We start from the raw sequence: 17,142 nt of genomic DNA on the forward strand, positions 1-17,142 counted from the left end.
CTCAGGCGGCCTCTTCGGATTTCAGCCGCTCGAAATGCGCCCAGGCGCGCCGGTAGTCCTCGATCCGGTCGCATTGGGTGAAGGGGCCGACGAAATGGCGTGTCACGGTGCGCGGACCGCCGGGCATAGTGTCGTCGATGGCCGTGCAGGTCAGTTGCTGCGCGTTATCGACGAGGATTTTCTCCCAGGCCGCGCGGCCGGGGCTCTTGCCGCGATCGTCGAGCCAGCCGACACCAGGCAAGCCCTTGGAACAGGTCCAGACGATCCGGCCATTCTGGTCGAACCAAGTGCCTGCCTCGTATTCTTGCAAAACAGGAAAGTAGATACGATAGATCTCAATCAGTTGATCGAGGGTCAGACTGAGCGCCTGGGCGACCAGCACATCGATTTCGGCGAGGGCCATGCGGCGAGCAAATTCCGTACGGAAGCCAGCGCTTCGGTCCCAATTAGCGGGCCCATTTATCGGTCTATCATGTTCAAGGCGAGGATCTGAGGACGACCACGTCAGGACATCAGAGCCGACAAAGTTGCGCGCCCAAAACTCAGAGTAAGCGCTCGAAATGCAAACCAACCGCAATACACGGCTTCTCGCTGTGCCGTTCAATCTGACCCATGGCAATCGCGCAGCCTGAGACTCGTGCAAATCGGATATCGCCGACGCCTTTACCAAAAAGTCAAAGGGTAATGATGCAGAAAATGCAGCGAGATCAAGTAACAATGTTTCATCCTGAACTGCAATACTCTCTATTCCACCGACGTGGCAGACGTTCGGGGGAATCAATGCAGATATCAGACTTCGCTCGCTATTCAGATTAATTTGACGGCGGAAAGCAACCCTAAAGAAATCGGCGTGCGCCTTACTCGAATCCCAAGTGCACTTGGTGATCGATCGTCGATATTCATCCATCTCAATTGCTGGAGAAAAGTTTGAACGCGGAATGAAGTCATCAGGGATGAGCTGGTGATCAACGACGTCATAATCCCCCTTCTTCTTCGAAATGTTTCGAGGGGTCTTATAAAACGGATTCGCAACGTGAATGTGCGGTCCCTGCAAGACGGTCTCCGCCCAATCCCGATAGCCTGTATCCCGTTTTATTGTTCCGTCCTTCTGCCTCCCACTCTCATGCCAGCACGAAGACATTTGCCAACGCGGAACTCGAATACCTTCTGTAATCTCGCCCCGAGGATTTTGATCATCGCTTGGCTTCCCTTCACGTAGTTTTGGGAACTCAGCAAGGCGTCGAAAGACAACAAGCATATTTGCAGAAAATGGCTGTATGAAACGTGTTTCCTCAATTGGACTGGCCGCATCCTCTGCAAGGGAATTTATTACAGACAATGCACCGCGATTTATTCTTACGATCCTGTCACGGTGACCACGGGTGTCCCATTTCCCATCAGCCCCTTTTATATCTGGGACGGGACCAGTGCCATCATGCTCAAAAGAGTCCTCAACCTGCTGCGCCAGGAATGCGGTCGTGAATTGATCGAAGGAAATATCGGCATCAACTCCGCGATATATGTTCTGGCTAAACCGCATGTAATGTGCGGCATCCGCGAAATTCTTGGCTGTCATTGTGTTGATGTAGCCAAAGTGCTTGACGATACGCGAATACCAATGCCGACGGAACGCACCGGACTTCGGATCTCCCAAATGTCCGTCCTGATGAATAAGCGCCGCATACCCCTCCGGCGCGACCAGCCGGAACGACAGATCGATGAAGCAGCGGTAGAGGTTGTTCGACCCGCCCCCTGCGAAGGGGTTCATCACCTCGGACGAGGTCACTTCCATCGCCCCCCGGGTCGACACGAAGTCCTGAAGGAAGGCCGCTACTGCCGGAACCAGCCGCCCATCGCGCCGCACGGTAGGCGCCTTCGGCAGCGCCTCAGGGAGAACCTTCTTTGCGTCGGACGCCGACAACCCCGCATGAAGCGGGTCGATATCTGCCAGTACCAACCCTTCGTTCCACGAGGGCTTTGCCCATGGGGGGTTTCCGACGATTACATCGAAACCGCCCCGCGCTTTCATTACGTCGGCGAAGATCAGGTCGAAATGCACGAAGCGCTCTCGCTCGGCGACCTCGACCGCCGTCTTCAGCCAGTCGAAATTATCGATCAGCGCCTCAACATTCGTTTCGCGGAACAACCCCTCCTGCCGCTTGGCTGCCGCCTTGAACAGGTCGCGCGCCGGTGCGTCGGGTTCAAGCCGGTCAAAGAAGTCCGGCGCGGGCTCCGAGAATTCCGCCACGCTTGGCGCAGCGAGCGCACCGTCGGCGGTGAACCCACCCTCGATGATCATCGCCATGCCCTGAAAGAACTCCGCCCGGCTGGGTAGCTGATCCGCCCTTTCGAGCGGCCAGAGCCAGAGCGCGCACCAGGCGTCCATCGCCGTCTTCAGACGCTTGTAGGGCAATGTGTTGGTGGCGCGGTCCTCACCGGTGATGCGCGCGTTCAGACGCGCCTTGTCATGGAAATCCATGCCCTTGTTGCCGGGCATCACCTTATCGGGCCAGATCGTAATCTCGTCGTTGGCCGCGACACGAGAGCGGGCAAGATCATTGGCCACCTGATCGAACAGTGCTTCGGCAACGCGGCTGAGCTTCTGGACCAGCTTGATCTCGTGCGGCTCGAGCTTCTTGAAGAAGCCATCCTTCCGCCACGCCTTGATCTGATCTTGCACGTCCTTAGCAAAGGGGGCGATCGATTTGTCCTTATCGAAGTTCGCCATATCCTTGGCAGGCAGGAGCCACTGCCAGACATGCCCCTCGGGCAGGCGCTTTCGCCAGCCGATCTCTTCCGGCTTGCCGTTGAGCCAGAGGTCCGGCTGCGCCCTCGCGCTAAGCATGTCCGTCGAATAGGCGGCGCGGCGCGCACCGATCAGGGAGTTCCCGGCGTGAAGCTGATCGCCAAACCACGGCGAAAAGTCGCTTGCGTGCAGACTATTGAGCCAGAGGGAGATCGCCCCAAGCTCGACCGCGATTGGGTTGAGGTCTACCCCGAAGCAATTCCGGTCCGCGATATAGGCTCGGACACGTTGTTTCTCGATGACGACCTGATCTTGCGGAATGGTCCGGCCCGTCTCCTTCTGCTTCCGTTCGAGATAGAGATCGGCGAGCTGGTTCGTCGTCTCGACGAGGAAGGCGGCGGACCCCATCGCGGGTTCGAGGATCTTCAGGTCGAGAAGTTCGTCGGCTGTGAGGCCGCGGCACCGCTCCATGAGCGCGTGCTTAACCAGCAGGCGGGCGAGCGGCTCCGGGGTGTAGTAGGAGGCTGACTTTTCCCGGTCGCGGCCCGCGAGCCGGTAGATGAAGGTCCCCTTGGAATAGACTAGCGCCTCAGCCCCCTTGAAAACGATCTCCTCGGGAGCGAACTCGCCGATCCGGCTCCTTGGAACGAACCAGCTTGGCGCAAGCGGGTCCACCTTGTCCCGGCGGAACACATCATCCTCCAGTTCACTGTCGGCCTCCCCTGCAACTTCCTCTTCTTCTGCGTCCTCATCGACCTCGACCGGTTCGCCGGCGTCGTTGTCATCGGCCTCCGCGTCAGCTGACCGGCCCTTCCGCGGCTTCAGCTCGATCAGGTCCGTCTTGGCGACGACCCCGGTGAAAGAGATCAGGGTCTCGTAAACCGCGCCCAGCTGGCCGATCCCGAGCTTCGCGTAGGAAATCCGACCGGTACTCTTCCCAGTTGACCGGAGCGACAAGAGGCGGATTACCTTCTGGATCGCGTCGTTCCGGAGCCGGAGCCCGCTGAGAAGCGGCGTACTCTCCGGATCGAGCAGGGATACCTTGACCGACGGGAGGCGCAGCCCGGTCGCCTTCCCCTCATCGACCAGGTCCAGCCCGTCGTGGAGGAGGTCGAGGGTTCGCTGGAGGCTGTCCCAGAGGAACGTCCCTTCGCGGTCAGTGGTTGTCCGAAGCGGAACGGATTCGAGCTCGCGAAGCGCTTCTAGGGAGTATCCGGTCGCGTAGATCGGATTCCGGAGGTCCAACAGGTTCAGCCGGGGATTCGCCTCCGCATAGAACAGAAACAGGAGGCGATACATGTAGCGCAGGCACTCGCGCGAGAGCTCTGGTCCATCGATCCAGACCCCCCGGCGACCCGGTTCCGGGAAGGTAGATGGGTATTTGCCCCCGGTTACTTCGAGCGCCTCCTGGCCGAGCAGCTCGATCGCGTCCCGAACGGTCCGCTTCAGTGAGGTGGTGACCGCGTTGGCGTTCCGCTGCGCCTCCTCTTCGAGCCGGTCCGATATCGGCACCCCCTGTTCTGGAACGCGCGCCTCGCGCGCGGTGAGGCAAGCCATTACGATGAGCGTATCGCGCTCCGCCCGGGTGAATATCTCTTGAAGGTCGAAACGGAGCACTGACCGGGCCGGCCATTTCCGCTTGTCGACGAGCACCATCTGGGACATGCCGAGGACAAGGAGATGACGAGGCGCGTCAGGGAGCTCGAACACGCCCTCCGCGATCGTTTCCTCGATCGATCGGTCGAGCAGCGCCGCCTCTCGAACCTCCTCCGGGAACTGCTCCGGCGTGAACTTGACCCCGAGTGGGTCGGCCACCTCGTCATCGGCATCCGTAAGCGGCGCCTCGATTATCCAGAGGGCGTCACGACCGGACGCATCCGCGACCCGGCCTACGAGAGGGATCACCGGGCTTCCGTTGAGGGCTGTAAGCGCCGTTTCCCGCTTCCAAGTGTAACCGAGAGCGGCAAGGAGTGCGTGATGAGCGTCCCGGACCAATTCCGACTGACGTGTCGGGTCGGAGGCGTTCCGGACTTGCCGCAGCGCTTCGATGGTCGGGGTAGCGACGCGGGAAAGCCGCTCCACCGGATGAGCTGCCTTGTCGAGGCCGCCCCAGCGCGACGTGATGTCCTGCAATTCCTCTTTCAGCACGTCCGAAAGGGTCCCGGACGGGAAGAATTCAGCCTCGTTCTCGATCCCGATCAGGTCCATCCCGTCACCCCACCAACACGGCTTTGACGTCGACATACGGGTTTGGATCGGCCACCATGCGGCGGGTCCGCTCAAACCATTCCGTCCAGTCCTGGAACAGCCGTTCGATCTTCTGCTCTTTCGCCCGGCGCAGGGTCAGGCGCCGTTTCTCAGCGGGACTGAGCGCTTCTTCATCCGCCAGCACATCTCCGAGATCGAGCGTAAGCTGCTCCTTGAACCGGGTTTCCAGCGCCGCAAGCCGGTCAAGGACGTCGTCCAAGTCCCGCTGGATGTCCGCTTCCCGCGCCCGGCGCAGATCGACGAGATGGGTCTGGAACCGGTCTACAGCCGCGGGGATCACTCCCCTCGCCGTGTCCAGGTTTTCGATTGGCCGGCTCGGGGTGTTGTCCGCGAACCGGGTCCGGCTCAGAAAGTCCGGGACCTCCTCGATTCGGAGCTTCCCATCCGGGGTCCGGACCACCACGGCCCACCGGTCCACTACCGGCGCTCCGTTCGCGTTGGGGACCGCTCCGTGCAGGATCACCGCCACCTCGCCGGGCTCAAGTCGCCCGTGCAGGCACGCAACGGGGGCGGCGTGTTCCGGAAAGAAGGTGCTGGCCCGGTCCGCAAACCATTCAAGGATCGGGTGCCCGTCCCATAGGTACTGTACGGTTGGCCAAGACCGTTCCTGCATCTTCGCCTGATCGATAGCCTGATTGATTACCTGCGCCTGGTCTGTCAATTCGATCCGGTCTCCCGGCCCTACCGCCTCTTCCGGCATGTAGCGCCCGTCGACCGCCCCTTCACTCGCGTATCCGAAGCCATCACGGGCACACATATCCTCTGGGATCGTCATCCGGATCATCCGCTCTTCCCGGACGACGGAAGGCGCCGCAGCGAAGATCTGGTCCTCGAGGCGGGATAGGCGCTCGATCATCGAAGTCGCGTAGGTAAACGTGTCTTTGTACAGGCGAGGAGGAGCGAGGTCTGCGGCCACCTCCGCCTTGGCCGGCGCGGGAGTCGCATAGTCACCGAAAAGGGCGGCGAACTCATCGTCCAGAGACAAATGGGTCGCAGCCTCCGCGGCCCGCGCGTCCATCTGCGCCTCGAACGCGTCGGCACCGATCCCTGCGGCGACGGCCTCGGCGACCACGGTTTCTTCTCCCTCGGTATCCCCGGCGCCTAGGAAAACAGCCGGATCCCCGACCCCCTCCTGAGCCGCCACGTCCTTGGCGACCAGCTTCTCGAGCACCCACATCTGGCGGACCTTCGGATGGGTGCTCTCACCGACGAAATAAGTGATCTGGGGTGGCCGGTCCTGTCCGTACCGGTCGATGCGCCCATTCCGCTGCTGGAAACGCAGGAGAGACCAAGGCAAGTCGAAGTGGATTAGCCGGTGGCACTGAAAGTGCAGATTAAGTCCCTCGGACGCCATATCAGAGGCGATCAGGATGCGTACCGGGGACCGTTCCTGCCCGAATGCCTCAATCACCTGCTGGGTCCGGACGTCCGCTTCGACGCTACCCCCGTCAACCCGGGCCACCTGCTCCTCCGATAGGCCCAGATCGACCCGCAGGCGCTCGGAGAGCCAGGACACGGTGGCAATCCGTTCGGAGAAGATCACAAGCCTGTCTCGAGGGTCTCTTCCGTTCCAGCGCAGGTCGCGCAGCAGCTGCAAGAGATCCTGATACTTGCTGAAAGCGCCGGTATCGATCGCATCTACTTGGTCTGCCAAAGTTAGTAGCCGATCCCGGTCATCCGGAGTGCCGCGGGCGGTCCCATTCTCGATGCCCCGGATACGCCGCTCAAGGGTTTCACGGCAGGCAGCCGGGCTCGAGAAGATCGCCTTGGCGAGCGTGGTCCGGAACAAGTCGATCGCACGTCCCCGAGACGACCCCTCGTCCAAATCGAGATGCAGGTCCGCAACGGATTGATAGGCGAGTTCCTCTTGAGGGCTGAGGGGGAAAGAGCGCCGGAACAGCTCCCGCTTCGGAACCTCGCGGCCGATATCCGCGACCACCTCAGGGGAGGACCGAAACCGGCGCACCACCAAGTCTTCAATGTCGCTCCGGTGCAGTCGGGACGGGTCGGGGACTCTGGTCGGGTCCAGCATCTCGATCAGACTGGCGAAGCTCTCCTGGGATCCGTCGTGCGGGGTCGCGGTCAGCAAAAGGAGCGAGTCGGTCCGGCGCGATAGAAGCCGGGCCAGATCGGCTCGTTGGGAGTTTGTCCCCGTCGTATTTTTACGGACCGCGGCGTTGTGAGCCTCGTCAATGATGATCAGGTCCCAGTAGGAATGTCGGATCGCGTCGCGGATCTGGGCATCCCGCTTCAGTGTGTCGATCGAGACAATCGACCGGTCGAACTGGTCGAAGACGTTATAATGGGCGGGTATCCGGTTCCTCATCCGCCGGATCGCTGCGCTGTCGAGCCGCGCAAGCGGGATCGAGAAGCGGGTCCAGAATTCCTTTTGAAACTGGGTCAGCATTGCCCGGGTGGTGACCACAAGTATCCGGTTCGCCCGGCCACGCAGAGCCAATTCGGAAGCGATAAGCCCGGCCTCAAGCGTTTTCCCGAGGCCAACATCATCCGCGATCAGAAGCCGGACGCGATCCTGCGCAAGCGCCCGCTCAACGGGCAGATGTTGGAACGTCAGGTCATCGATCGCCGCTCGGCCAAGTGTGATGGGGCGTCGGGTAGTAGTCGGCGTGTGACGGAATGCCGCCTCGAGATGCAGCTTGGTGTCATTGAGCCCCGGGGACGTGTCGGGGACGAGGTGGACCCCGGCCGGATCCAGCACGCGTGCATCTTTCTCAAGGTTCCAGACGAACCGGGCCTCCTTGTCGCGAACCAAACCGGAGAGGCCGCGGCAATGTACTTCGCTGTACCCAAGCTTTAGCGTTGAGGTGCCGAGCACCTTCCAGGTCGCTGAGCGCAGCTCGATTACGGCCCCGGGCTGAGGTGTGGAATTCACAGGGAGCCCCCCGTGATTTCGGCCCGATTAAGTAGAATTATCTGCTGATCCTGGGGCCGCCGGGCGGCCGGGTCGGTATCGAGCCCGAGCCGCTTGAGCGCGTAATAGAGGAGCGCGCGCTTGACCGGAATCGCGGCCTTGCCGCCTTCCATCCCATAATCGAGCTCGATCGCCTTGCGCTGCCCGGTGCTCAATTCGGGATGCGGCGCAATGATCAGGTCGACATCGTCCTGCCAATCATGATCGCGCGAAGCTGTCCCCTCGCTAGCCTTGCTCGCCCGCGTTCCACCGATGCGGGACAGGACGAAGTCCTTGAATTCACCGCTACGGACGCAGTGTGCTCGGGCGTGCCATCTGAACCCGTCAAAAACTAAGGCATGCGGCGCCATCCAGCGCCAAGACGGATCCGGCGAGGACATCGACTGATAGAGGACTTCGAGTGCTTCCTTACGCTTGATCGCGGTCACGACCGCTCTGAGAATGGGAGCAGATACACCGCGGGCAGGTGTTGGCGCGCAAGCAAACCCCGGAACGCTGCCTATCCAGGCATCGCCCGGCGTAATAATCCCGTCAGCGATCGACCGGATCTGGGTGAGATACCGCTCGGCGTCAGGCTTATGGAAGATTGGCTTGAAGGAAGAGCTTCGCACATAGGTCCGGGCGCTCTTGTCGTAGACCATGTTGGTCTCGGCCAGACCCAGATATCTGTTGAGATCGGCTGACGCCTGATTGATCGAAACCCCGAATGTCTCGACGATGTCGCTTCGGTTGACGTGGCCTTCCCAGAACAAACGGAATTCGATGAATTCCAGCCTGCTCTCGACCCCTCTTCGTAATCCTGATTCGCCGTCCATGCTCCGCAGCCCCCACAAAAGCTGGACTGACCAGTTTCTGTATGGGCACACCTACTGTACGGATGTGATTAAGGCAATGCGAATCTAATCCGCTAACACGTCAACACGATCCGAGAGCGTGGACGCAACTCCCTCTGTAGACGCGAGAAAATTAAGGACACGTTGCGTTGTCTTGCGCCTGGGTCGACGCCCTTCGCGCAGATCCTGAACAAATCGAGGGTCGCCGACGGCCCGCCTACCAAACATGCTGGCCTTCGTACCGCTTCGCGCCAAATAGCCCTCAATCTGGTCCAGGAGCTCCATCGCCTTCGACTCGCTTTTCGCTTGTGTTCTTGGTATGTTCTTATTAGGAAGGCTTCCTAGAGTCTAGGATCGAATTTCCTAGACGGATGCGATAGGACCGCAGCGATGGAAGATGCACGCAAAGCCCTGGACGATCTGATCCAGCAACGAGGCTGTAATTACTCCTCGATCTCCCGCCTTCTTGGACGCAACGCGGCCTACATCCAGCAATACATCCGCCGCGGCAGTCCCCGCCAACTGGACGAGCAGGACCGCTCCGTGCTCGCCCGCTTCTTCGGAGTAGACGAGAAGATCCTCGGTGCGCCCGAGCGGCGATCCGGCCCGGTCGTCGAACTGGTCCATGTCCCTGTTCTCGATGTCGAAGCCTCGGCAGGGCACGGCGCTTTGGCCGAGATGGAATCCAAATGCGCCCAGTTCGGGTTCGACGAGAAGTGGCTGCGCCGTCTGACCGCAAGCAAGGCGACGAGCCTTTCGATCATCGCCGTGCATGGAGATTCGATGGAGCCAACGCTGCATGACGGCGATGAAGTCATGGTCGATCTCAATGATGGACAGTCGCGGCTGCGCGACGGGATCTATGTTCTGCGCATGGACGACATGCTCAGCGTCAAGCGGGTCGCTATCGAACCGCAAGGCAAGCGGGTCTCGGTGCTCAGCGACAATCCGGCCTATCCCAGTTGGCGCGGCCTGGAGAAGCGGACGATCAATATCGTCGGCCGCGTGCTTTGGTTCGGCCGCGCGCTGCGCTAGGTAGCGAACCCATGCTTGCGCTTCTTGCTGCCTCGATCGTCGCTGCCGGCCAGACCTTTACCTGCACGCCCACGCATGTCTGGGATGGCGACGGGCCCATATGGTGCGCCGAAGGCCCCCATGTCCGCATCGCCGGGATCGCCGCGCGCGAAATGGACGGAACATGCCGAACCAACCAGCCCTGCCCCGACGCGTCGGCTATCGAAGCGCGCGACGCGCTCGTCGATCTTCTTGGCGGCCCTCGAGGGACCATCTCGACAGGGCATGTCGTGGTTCGTGGACCGAGATTGACATGCCGGTCGGAAGGTTCGGCAGGCGGCAACCGGACGGCTGCATGGTGCCGACTGCCAAACGGAGCCGATCTCTCCTGCTCGATGATCCAGACACGCACAGTGCTGCGTTGGGATCGCTACTGGAAAGGGCCTGCATGCCGCTAGGCCCGGAACTCTGCCTGACAGGCCGTCTTGCCGAAGGCCCCTTCGGACTTGAACTCCATTCGGGAGGCGGGGTGTGGGAGCTCGACACCGGGCATGGAGCACGCCGGTTGCTCGGATGCGAAGTGGAAGTCTGCGGACGCCGCGCCGGGTTCAACGAGCTCATCTGCGATCAGATCTGGCCAGCAGGACAACCCCGCCCTCCTCGCTCCAAATTCAATATCGAACTTCTCTGGGCGTGCGGTGTCGTGGGCTACGGTTTGATCGCGTTCTTCCTCGGCCTTGTTGGACGTCTCGGCTGATGCTGAGCGATTGGGAACTCTGGGCTTGTGCCAACCAGGTCCTGAAAACCCATGGTGAGAATGCACCGCTTCATGTCGCCGAACAGATCGGCGCGCGCGCACTGGTTGAGGACAAGGCGGGCATCGCCACTTGGAAAGCCATCGCCAAACGCGTGGCAGAGCTGATGGGGAAGGATCGCCCGACGCGCCTCCAATAAGCCAGTATTACCTCAGCCACATCTCAATGCTGGTCAGCCTATCGGCGAGAGATCGCCCGGAAAGAGGGTGGGGTGAGGGCTTCTGGCGGCATTCCCCTCTCCTTCGATCTCCAAACCCTGCATCCGCTCGACCAGATGGCGTGCGAGATCGACACGCGCATTGCGCTGGGTTCGCGGATCGTCAGCGCCGAGCCCGACAAGCGTTGTTTCGGACGCAACCGCAAGCGCAACCTCGATATGCGTGAACAGGATTTCATCGGCGATTCGGGACATAGTCGCCATGAGAACAAAAACAGAACTAACAGTCAACCGGAGCCATGTGATCCCATGCGGATAGACGCTGCGTCAGATCCCGATTTCGAAGGGCTTGGTGATCGAGCGATCGAGTTCGGGCGGCTCGCGAGCCGGTTCTTGCGAACGATCAGACGCCTTGCCCTTAGCCTGGCCCGTTGCTGCCGCATCGCGCAGCTGATTGACCGTTTCGAGTGCCGAGCGTTTCATTCCCGGATTGCGCTCAACTGCTGCTTCGAGCTTGCCCGCATTGTCGACAAACAGGGTTAGGCCGTCGCGCAGGCGGGTTATCGTCACGAGAAATGTCTGCTGGTTGGCAAGATTGCGTTCGCGGCTATCCATGACGGCGATCCCGCGGTCAGAGGTCAGGCCCTGCGCCATGTGCGCGTTGAGTGCGTAGGCCAGGTCAAGACGCTCGAGCATGGGGTCGCCCAGCCCCAGCCGCTGTTCGGCGCCAAGCGAGGTTTTCACCGTGACGCCCTTCGTATCAACCGCCACGATGCGCGCCTGATCGGCGTTGAGCAGTCCGCGCTTGTGATCCGTCGCCGTCCAGCGAATGCGGTCACCATCGTGGATTTCTAGTGGGCGAACCTCAAACAGACGCAGCGGATCCTGCTCACCCTGCGGTCGCATCTGGCCCGGCCGGAATTCAAAGCGCTTGCCCCGCTCGTTCTGCAGCATCACGCGTTCGCGGGTGGGATCGGTTTCGATCACATCATAGCGGCCCTTCTGCAGCCCCTGCCCCCTTTGCCGGCGGTCGACTTCGAGCACCATGCCGGCCGCATAGCTGCGCGCATAGCGCATTTCCTCACGCGTCAGGTTGACGCGCGACAGCACAGTGAGACCCAAGGAACCCGGTCCCAATTCGCCATTGGCCTTGAGCCCGATTTGGACTGCTTCATTCACCTGTCCGCGCAAGTTGCGACCCGAAGCATAAATCGCGGTCACCTCACGCTCAGCAGGCGAAAGCGATAGCCAGGCAGCCGCGGCGTCGACGGCAGCTGTATCACCTGAAGCGACGACATGCGGATCGAGATGCCGCAAGGCCTCGTCGATATTTCCGCCCTGCGCTGCATATTGAGCATCGCGCAGCGCCTTATCGCGGGCCCGGAGATTGGTGTTCATGATCGCCGTTTCGACGCCTGCCTTCTGCATGACGTCGAAGGGTTTGCCCGCATCGACAGCGCCCAATTGCTTCCTGTCCCCGATGCTGGCGAAGCGGTCGAGCTGAAGCAGGTTGGCGAGGCGCACCAGCTTTTCCTTGTCGGCATTGCCGACCATCGAGGCTTCGTCGAGTAGCACCGTGGTACCGCGCAGAGACGCGCGAGCTTCGGCAAGCCTCGCCTGGTCTGCTCCTTCCAGAAGGCCCTGATGTTGGCGTAGAAAGCGCGCGACCGTCATCGAGGGAATGCCGGTGTCACGTTCAAGCATCTGCACGAGGGTGTTCTGGACTGCTAGCCCGAGCACGGACTTGCCTTCCTCGCGCAAGATGTCTGCAACAGGTTTGAGGACGGTACTCTTGCCCGCGCCAGCTACGCCTTGAATAGCGACAATCCGGTTATGCGAGGCGAGAAGCAGGCGCCCTGCCCCTTCCTGGCCAGGGTTCAAGGTCAGGCCGTATTTGAGCTGGGAGAGCGCCTGTAGCCGCTCTCCGGCCACATCGGCTTCGACCACGGCAGTTCCATGCCCGCGTCCGTGCTCGACGGCGGCGATGATGCGCTGCTCGAGCCCGATCGCATCGCGGGTTGTGACAAGATGCCGATCTGAACCCTTGCCTTTTTGCAGGTGGCCCTGGCGCAGCAACTGGTCGACGCGATGTTCGATATCGGCAAGAGTAGTGGGCAAGGCGAAGCCTAGCGCTGAGCGATATATCTCGGTCCGCGAGAACGCCGCCTCACGCTCGCCCAAATGCCGGATTGCCGATGCGACCGCATGAACGGCGGCGATCTGTTCGGGCGTCCGGCGCCCCATGTCGCGAGGCACAAGTGGGTCGCCCTGACGTAGCCCCAGACGCTCCGCGAAGGTCGCAGCCAAGAGGCGCGCCCGCTGACCGATCGATCGGACCGAATTTCCAATTCCGGAGACGGAGCCAATGTCGGTGGCGGCCCGTGCATTGGCCTGTGCAATGACAAGTCTCGGATCAAAGCCCAACTGTGCCGCTGCCTCGCGCCATTGATTCACGAGAACCTGGCGGTCTGCCACTGGCCCCTTATCCGCGCGGGTCATCAATGTGGCTGCATCCAATGCGGCCGGACCTTTTGCCTCCATGGTCGAGTATGCCTCGAGAATCTCGGTGCGGCGCGAACTGAAGGCGTCACGCACGGGTTTTGGGACGCCCACCGCTTCGAAATTGCCATGCTTGCCGTATTCCCCAACCTGGTAGCCGAGCTTCTCTACAGCCAAACGGAAGCGCGCCATGGTCATGGCATTGAGCAGCGTGTTGTGCTCCCAGATCTTGTCATTCCTCAGCGCTCGCCATTTGCCATCGGGTCCCTGGGTGACGTTGGCAACCACGGCGTGAAAGTGCGCGTTGGGCTCCTGATTGCGGTTTGTATCGTGCTGGAAAAGTCCGATCACGAGATTGCGTGTCGCGACCACCCCTTCCTTGCCTCGGACCTCCATGCGGGTTTCGGCGAGATTCTTCTCGGCCCAGGCCAGCGTCTCGCGGACGGCAGCGCCATAGGCATCGAGGATACGCGTGTCGCCGCCGACGAGGGCAAGGATGGACCAGCTCTTGGGCATCGAGAAAGTGAGGTCGGTGCCGGCGCGATGGGCCCTGTTATCGCTCCCGACACGGCTTCCACCGGGCAGCATGCCCTTGAGCACGGCCTCGAACTGCGAGGCTTGGATAACGCCTCGCAGGCCAAGCGTCTCCGCGCCTTTGCCAAGCCACTGGCCAGATCTCTCGGCATCGGCGCGGGTATAGTAATTGTCGGCGGCAAAGTAGTTGGCAGCGCCGCCAGCAGTGCGGACATTGGCTACAGAGAGCATCAGGTCTCACTCCGCCAGGCGGCGTCTGCCTCGTGCGTCACAGTTCAAAATCGCCGAGGTCGGGCCCCTCGTGCGATGGCTGATCCTGCTCGGGAACGCCGTCTTCGAGCATGAGCTTGCGGGCATCCGCATCTCGTTGGCGCTGGGCTGTCCGATCGACGGCTTGCGGCTTATCCGAGTGCGGATTGGCCCGTGGCAAGTCGCTTCGGCGTCCCTCCTTCACGCTATTCGATGGATCCTTCTCATCGGGATGATCGCCTTTGCGGAGCGCCGCATTCTTCGGCAGCAGCGGACGGGAGTTACGCGGCATTGCCTTGCGCTCTTCGGGCGACGATTTTCGCGGATGACCGGACTTACCTGACACCTTCCTGGGGTCGTCGGGAATGTCCTTCTGCGCCCGTTTCGCCGCCTGCTGGCGTGATTGCTTGGCATCCGCCTCGACTACCGGCTCTAGCGAAAGAGTACCTTGCTTTGGGACGACAGGCTTGCCTGCCCCGTCATCGTTCGACGAAGGATGTTCGCTCTGATTTGCTGGCGGATTGGCAGCTGTCTGGTCGCCCCCAGTTTCGCCTTCGGCTTTCCGGATTGGCTCTCGATCCTTGGCCCGACCGACGAAGACATGTGCGATTCTTTCCCGGTCTATCGGCTTCAAACGGACCGGCGCTGCAGGAAAGCCATCCGGGAATTTGATGAAGCCCGAGAGACGCGGCAGGTTCATCAACTGGTCGGGCAGCAGCAAAGGCTCGATATGCTTGCGCGGCGTCAGGCTGACGGCGTCGCGGGCATTGTTGTAGCCATAGGTGTAGCCTTCTTCCATGTCGCGAACCTGTCGATGCCCGATGAAGTCGGAACACCAGGTGGCCGTCTCGCGGTCTGCCGTACCGAGGATCAATTTGGTCCTGGCAAGCGATGCAAGCGTCATCGCCATGTTCTCACCGTAGACCTCCTTGAGCTTGGCATAGGCATGGATGCCGGTGACGATTGCACCGCCGAAATTGCGCGCCGTCTGCAGGCCTTTCTCGAGAGCGGGGAGCCGGTGAAGCGCACCCAGCTCGTCGATGAAGAACCAGCATTTGAGGTCCTTGGTGCGGGGCATCGTCATCAGCGTGTTCATCGCCGTATCGAGCCACAGTGTGAGAAGCTGCGCGCACACGCTCATGTCGACGTAGCGCGCGGAGATGAAGACCATCGAGCCACTTCTTTTGGCGTTAGTGCCTTCGTCGTCATGGGCGCCCTCCTCGATCCAGTCGCGGACCGAAAAGCGGCGCCCGGAAGTGGGCAGGAGCTTCAGCGCCTTGGCGTTCACGTTGAACACTGCCCGGATCGATTCCGCCATGCGCGCGGCTTCAGGAGCAGTTAGGGGATCAGCGATCGTGCCGCGCATCATGGCGTGGACCCGCGAGAGATCGGCAGTCATCAGTTCGCGGGCAAGCGCGGCATTGGTGCCCCGTCCTTCGGCCACCAGTTTGAGGCAGAATTCGACGAACAGCGCACGCGCTGCGACAACCCAGAACTGCGCCTCCCCGCCCCCGTCATGGGGGACGAGGGCTTCCGCTGCCGCCCAGAATTCACCTTCGGTGCGGCATTCGTCGAAGAGGCTCCATTGCGGACAGCGCGCGTCGAGCGGGTTCAGAATGATGTCCCGGTCGGCCTGGTAGAAGTGTTCGATGAAAGCGCCGGTTAGGTCGAATACGACGCAGCGCTGTCCCTTGGCGCGGGCTTCGGCAATCATGTCCGACATGGCGACTGTCTTGCCCATGCCGGTGGTCCCGATGAGCATGGCGTGGCTCTGTTCAAGCCGCCAGGGATAGACGACCGTCGCAAGATGCGAGGGCCGGTATGGAAATGCCGCAGACAGTTCCTTGGGCGAACACAGATGCCATTTCCAACCCATGGCGCTCGAAAGCTCTCGGGCTCGCTCGCGCTGGTTGTGACCGCGCAGTTCATCGACCAGTTCCGGTAGTGTCACGAGCATGGCCCCGCGCTCATGTTTGCGCTCTTTCGAACGGCTGCCGAAGCGCGCTGCGAACCAGTAGAACAGCACGAACGCCGGCACGAGAAGCAAGGCCGAACGCACCAAAGCGTCGCCCAGCAAGTCCAGCAGATGATCCCACGCACGGATCACCGGCGGATAGGCATCGAGCATGATGATGGGGAGCTGGACGGTTCCTCCAAACCCCGTTTCGAGTGCGACCTGTTTGGCCGGATCGAACTCCATGAAGCCGTAGATGGCAGCATAAATGCGCATCCAGACGAGGTAGGCTTCGTGATCGCTCAGCCCTGCCGAAATGGTCCACCAGCTAGTCCAGGAAATGCCGATGGCGGCGATGATCAGCGGCCCCTTGAGGCCTGCTGCAAACATGAAGCTGAAGTGCCCGAGCAGCTGACTTCCGCGCGTGAAGTTGACGAGGTTACGCTTCATCGGAACCTCCCTCGCCGGTGTTTGCGGTGAGCCCGAGTTCCTTGCATTTGCGCGCGTAGGCGTGATGGGCTCGCTCACGCAGACCGTGATCGGCATGCCCTGCGAGAAGGGCATCAACGCCGACCATCGTGAACACCGATTGACGGCTGATGCGGTCGACCGATGTTTCGAGCTTCGATGCAAGATCATCATTTTCGCATGCCTGCGAAAGCAGCGACCGGATCCATTCGCTGACGCTGATATCGCGCCGGTTGGCTGCAGCACGAACCCGCTCAGCGAGCTCGACGGTGACATGCACTTGGAGAGATTTTGGCCGTGTCATGCACGGACTCCTTGTGGTCAGGAGCCCGGAACGCACTGCGAAAGGCGTGTGTTGTCTAAATCAGAAATGAGAACATGTCAAGAACGCTCGTAATGCGCAGGAATGCGCCATTCTTGGCTGCTTTCAATCGAATCCGATTGACGAATTGGCGACTATTCATTTCTGATTGAGAAGCTGCCATTTTTGCAAGAATCCATCAACACGCTGTCTTTACGCTCTTTTTTACCGCCTCCCACTTGCGATTTGTCGCGTAGGGTGTGCACCTCTGTCCCCAGCTTAGAGGGTAGATCCCAGTGTCATGACCTGCACGGGATCGGCGGTTTTGAAATCCCAGGACCAGGGGATGAAGACGATGCCGCTCGATTGCCG

11 protein-coding genes are annotated in these 17,142 nt (G+C 61.0%); 4 read left to right on the forward strand and 7 right to left on the reverse strand.

Going from position 1 to position 17,142, the window contains the following annotated elements:
* Position 1 precedes the first annotated feature (1 nt).
* Genes DKB74_RS06705 through DKB74_RS06715 form a run of 3 tightly spaced genes read right to left on the reverse strand, consistent with a single transcriptional unit; the run spans position 2 to position 8,761 of the window.
* The gene (locus tag DKB74_RS06705) at positions 2-4,954 is read right to left on the reverse strand and encodes an Eco57I restriction-modification methylase domain-containing protein (protein WP_161956824.1); all 4,953 of its coding nucleotides are present in this window, start codon (positions 4,952-4,954) and stop codon (positions 2-4) included.
* Positions 4,955-4,958: 4 nt separating this feature from the next.
* Positions 4,959-7,907, reverse strand: coding sequence for a DEAD/DEAH box helicase (locus DKB74_RS06710; RefSeq protein WP_109807370.1), 2,949 nt, complete (start codon positions 7,905-7,907; stop codon positions 4,959-4,961).
* Positions 7,904-8,761 (reverse strand): BrxR family helix-turn-helix transcriptional regulator, encoded by an 858-nt coding sequence (locus DKB74_RS06715; protein ID WP_109807371.1) that lies wholly within the window; start codon positions 8,759-8,761, stop codon positions 7,904-7,906. The genes DKB74_RS06710 and DKB74_RS06715 overlap by 4 nt, the downstream gene beginning before the upstream one ends.
* Positions 8,762-9,169: 408 nt before the next feature.
* Between DKB74_RS06715 and DKB74_RS06725 the strand changes: the two genes are divergently transcribed.
* Genes DKB74_RS06725 through DKB74_RS06740 form a run of 4 tightly spaced genes read left to right on the forward strand, consistent with a single transcriptional unit; the run spans position 9,170 to position 10,747 of the window.
* Positions 9,170-9,814 carry a S24 family peptidase gene (locus DKB74_RS06725; protein ID WP_007011047.1) on the forward strand — a complete coding sequence of 215 codons (645 nt, stop codon included), beginning with the start codon at positions 9,170-9,172 and terminating at the stop codon, positions 9,812-9,814.
* Positions 9,815-9,825: 11 nt separating this feature from the next.
* Positions 9,826-10,251: a thermonuclease family protein gene (locus tag DKB74_RS18975; protein ID WP_082820013.1), complete on the forward strand. Its 426-nt coding sequence runs from the start codon at positions 9,826-9,828 to the stop codon at positions 10,249-10,251.
* Positions 10,242-10,550, forward strand: a complete 309-nt coding sequence (locus DKB74_RS18980) for a DUF5818 domain-containing protein (protein WP_239987410.1) — start codon at positions 10,242-10,244, stop codon at positions 10,548-10,550. Before DKB74_RS18975 ends, DKB74_RS18980 begins: the two co-directional genes overlap by 10 nt.
* The gene (locus tag DKB74_RS06740; protein WP_109807373.1) at positions 10,550-10,747 is read left to right on the forward strand and encodes a DUF6961 family protein; all 198 of its coding nucleotides are present in this window, start codon (positions 10,550-10,552) and stop codon (positions 10,745-10,747) included. Before DKB74_RS18980 ends, DKB74_RS06740 begins: the two co-directional genes overlap by 1 nt.
* A 33-nt stretch (positions 10,748-10,780) precedes the next feature.
* Here DKB74_RS06740 and DKB74_RS06745 read toward each other — a convergent pair whose 3' ends face one another.
* From DKB74_RS06745 to DKB74_RS06760, 4 genes are all read right to left on the reverse strand, one after another.
* Positions 10,781-11,020, reverse strand: coding sequence for a hypothetical protein (locus DKB74_RS06745; RefSeq protein WP_109807374.1), 240 nt, complete (start codon positions 11,018-11,020; stop codon positions 10,781-10,783).
* 72 nt (positions 11,021-11,092) lie between these two features.
* Positions 11,093-14,029 carry a MobF family relaxase gene (gene mobF, locus DKB74_RS06750; RefSeq protein WP_109807375.1) on the reverse strand — a complete coding sequence of 979 codons (2,937 nt, stop codon included), beginning with the start codon at positions 14,027-14,029 and terminating at the stop codon, positions 11,093-11,095.
* A 37-nt stretch (positions 14,030-14,066) separates the two neighbouring features.
* Positions 14,067-16,451, reverse strand: coding sequence for a type IV secretion system DNA-binding domain-containing protein (locus DKB74_RS06755; RefSeq protein WP_109807376.1), 2,385 nt, complete (start codon positions 16,449-16,451; stop codon positions 14,067-14,069).
* Positions 16,441-16,749 carry a hypothetical protein gene (locus tag DKB74_RS06760; RefSeq protein WP_239987411.1) on the reverse strand — a complete coding sequence of 103 codons (309 nt, stop codon included), beginning with the start codon at positions 16,747-16,749 and terminating at the stop codon, positions 16,441-16,443. Before DKB74_RS06760 ends, DKB74_RS06755 begins: the two co-directional genes overlap by 11 nt.
* Between the last annotated feature and the right edge of the window lie 393 nt (positions 16,750-17,142).

The organism is Stakelama portus (genome assembly GCF_003171655.1).
GTDB lineage: Bacteria > Pseudomonadota > Alphaproteobacteria > Sphingomonadales > Sphingomonadaceae > Sphingomonas > Sphingomonas portus.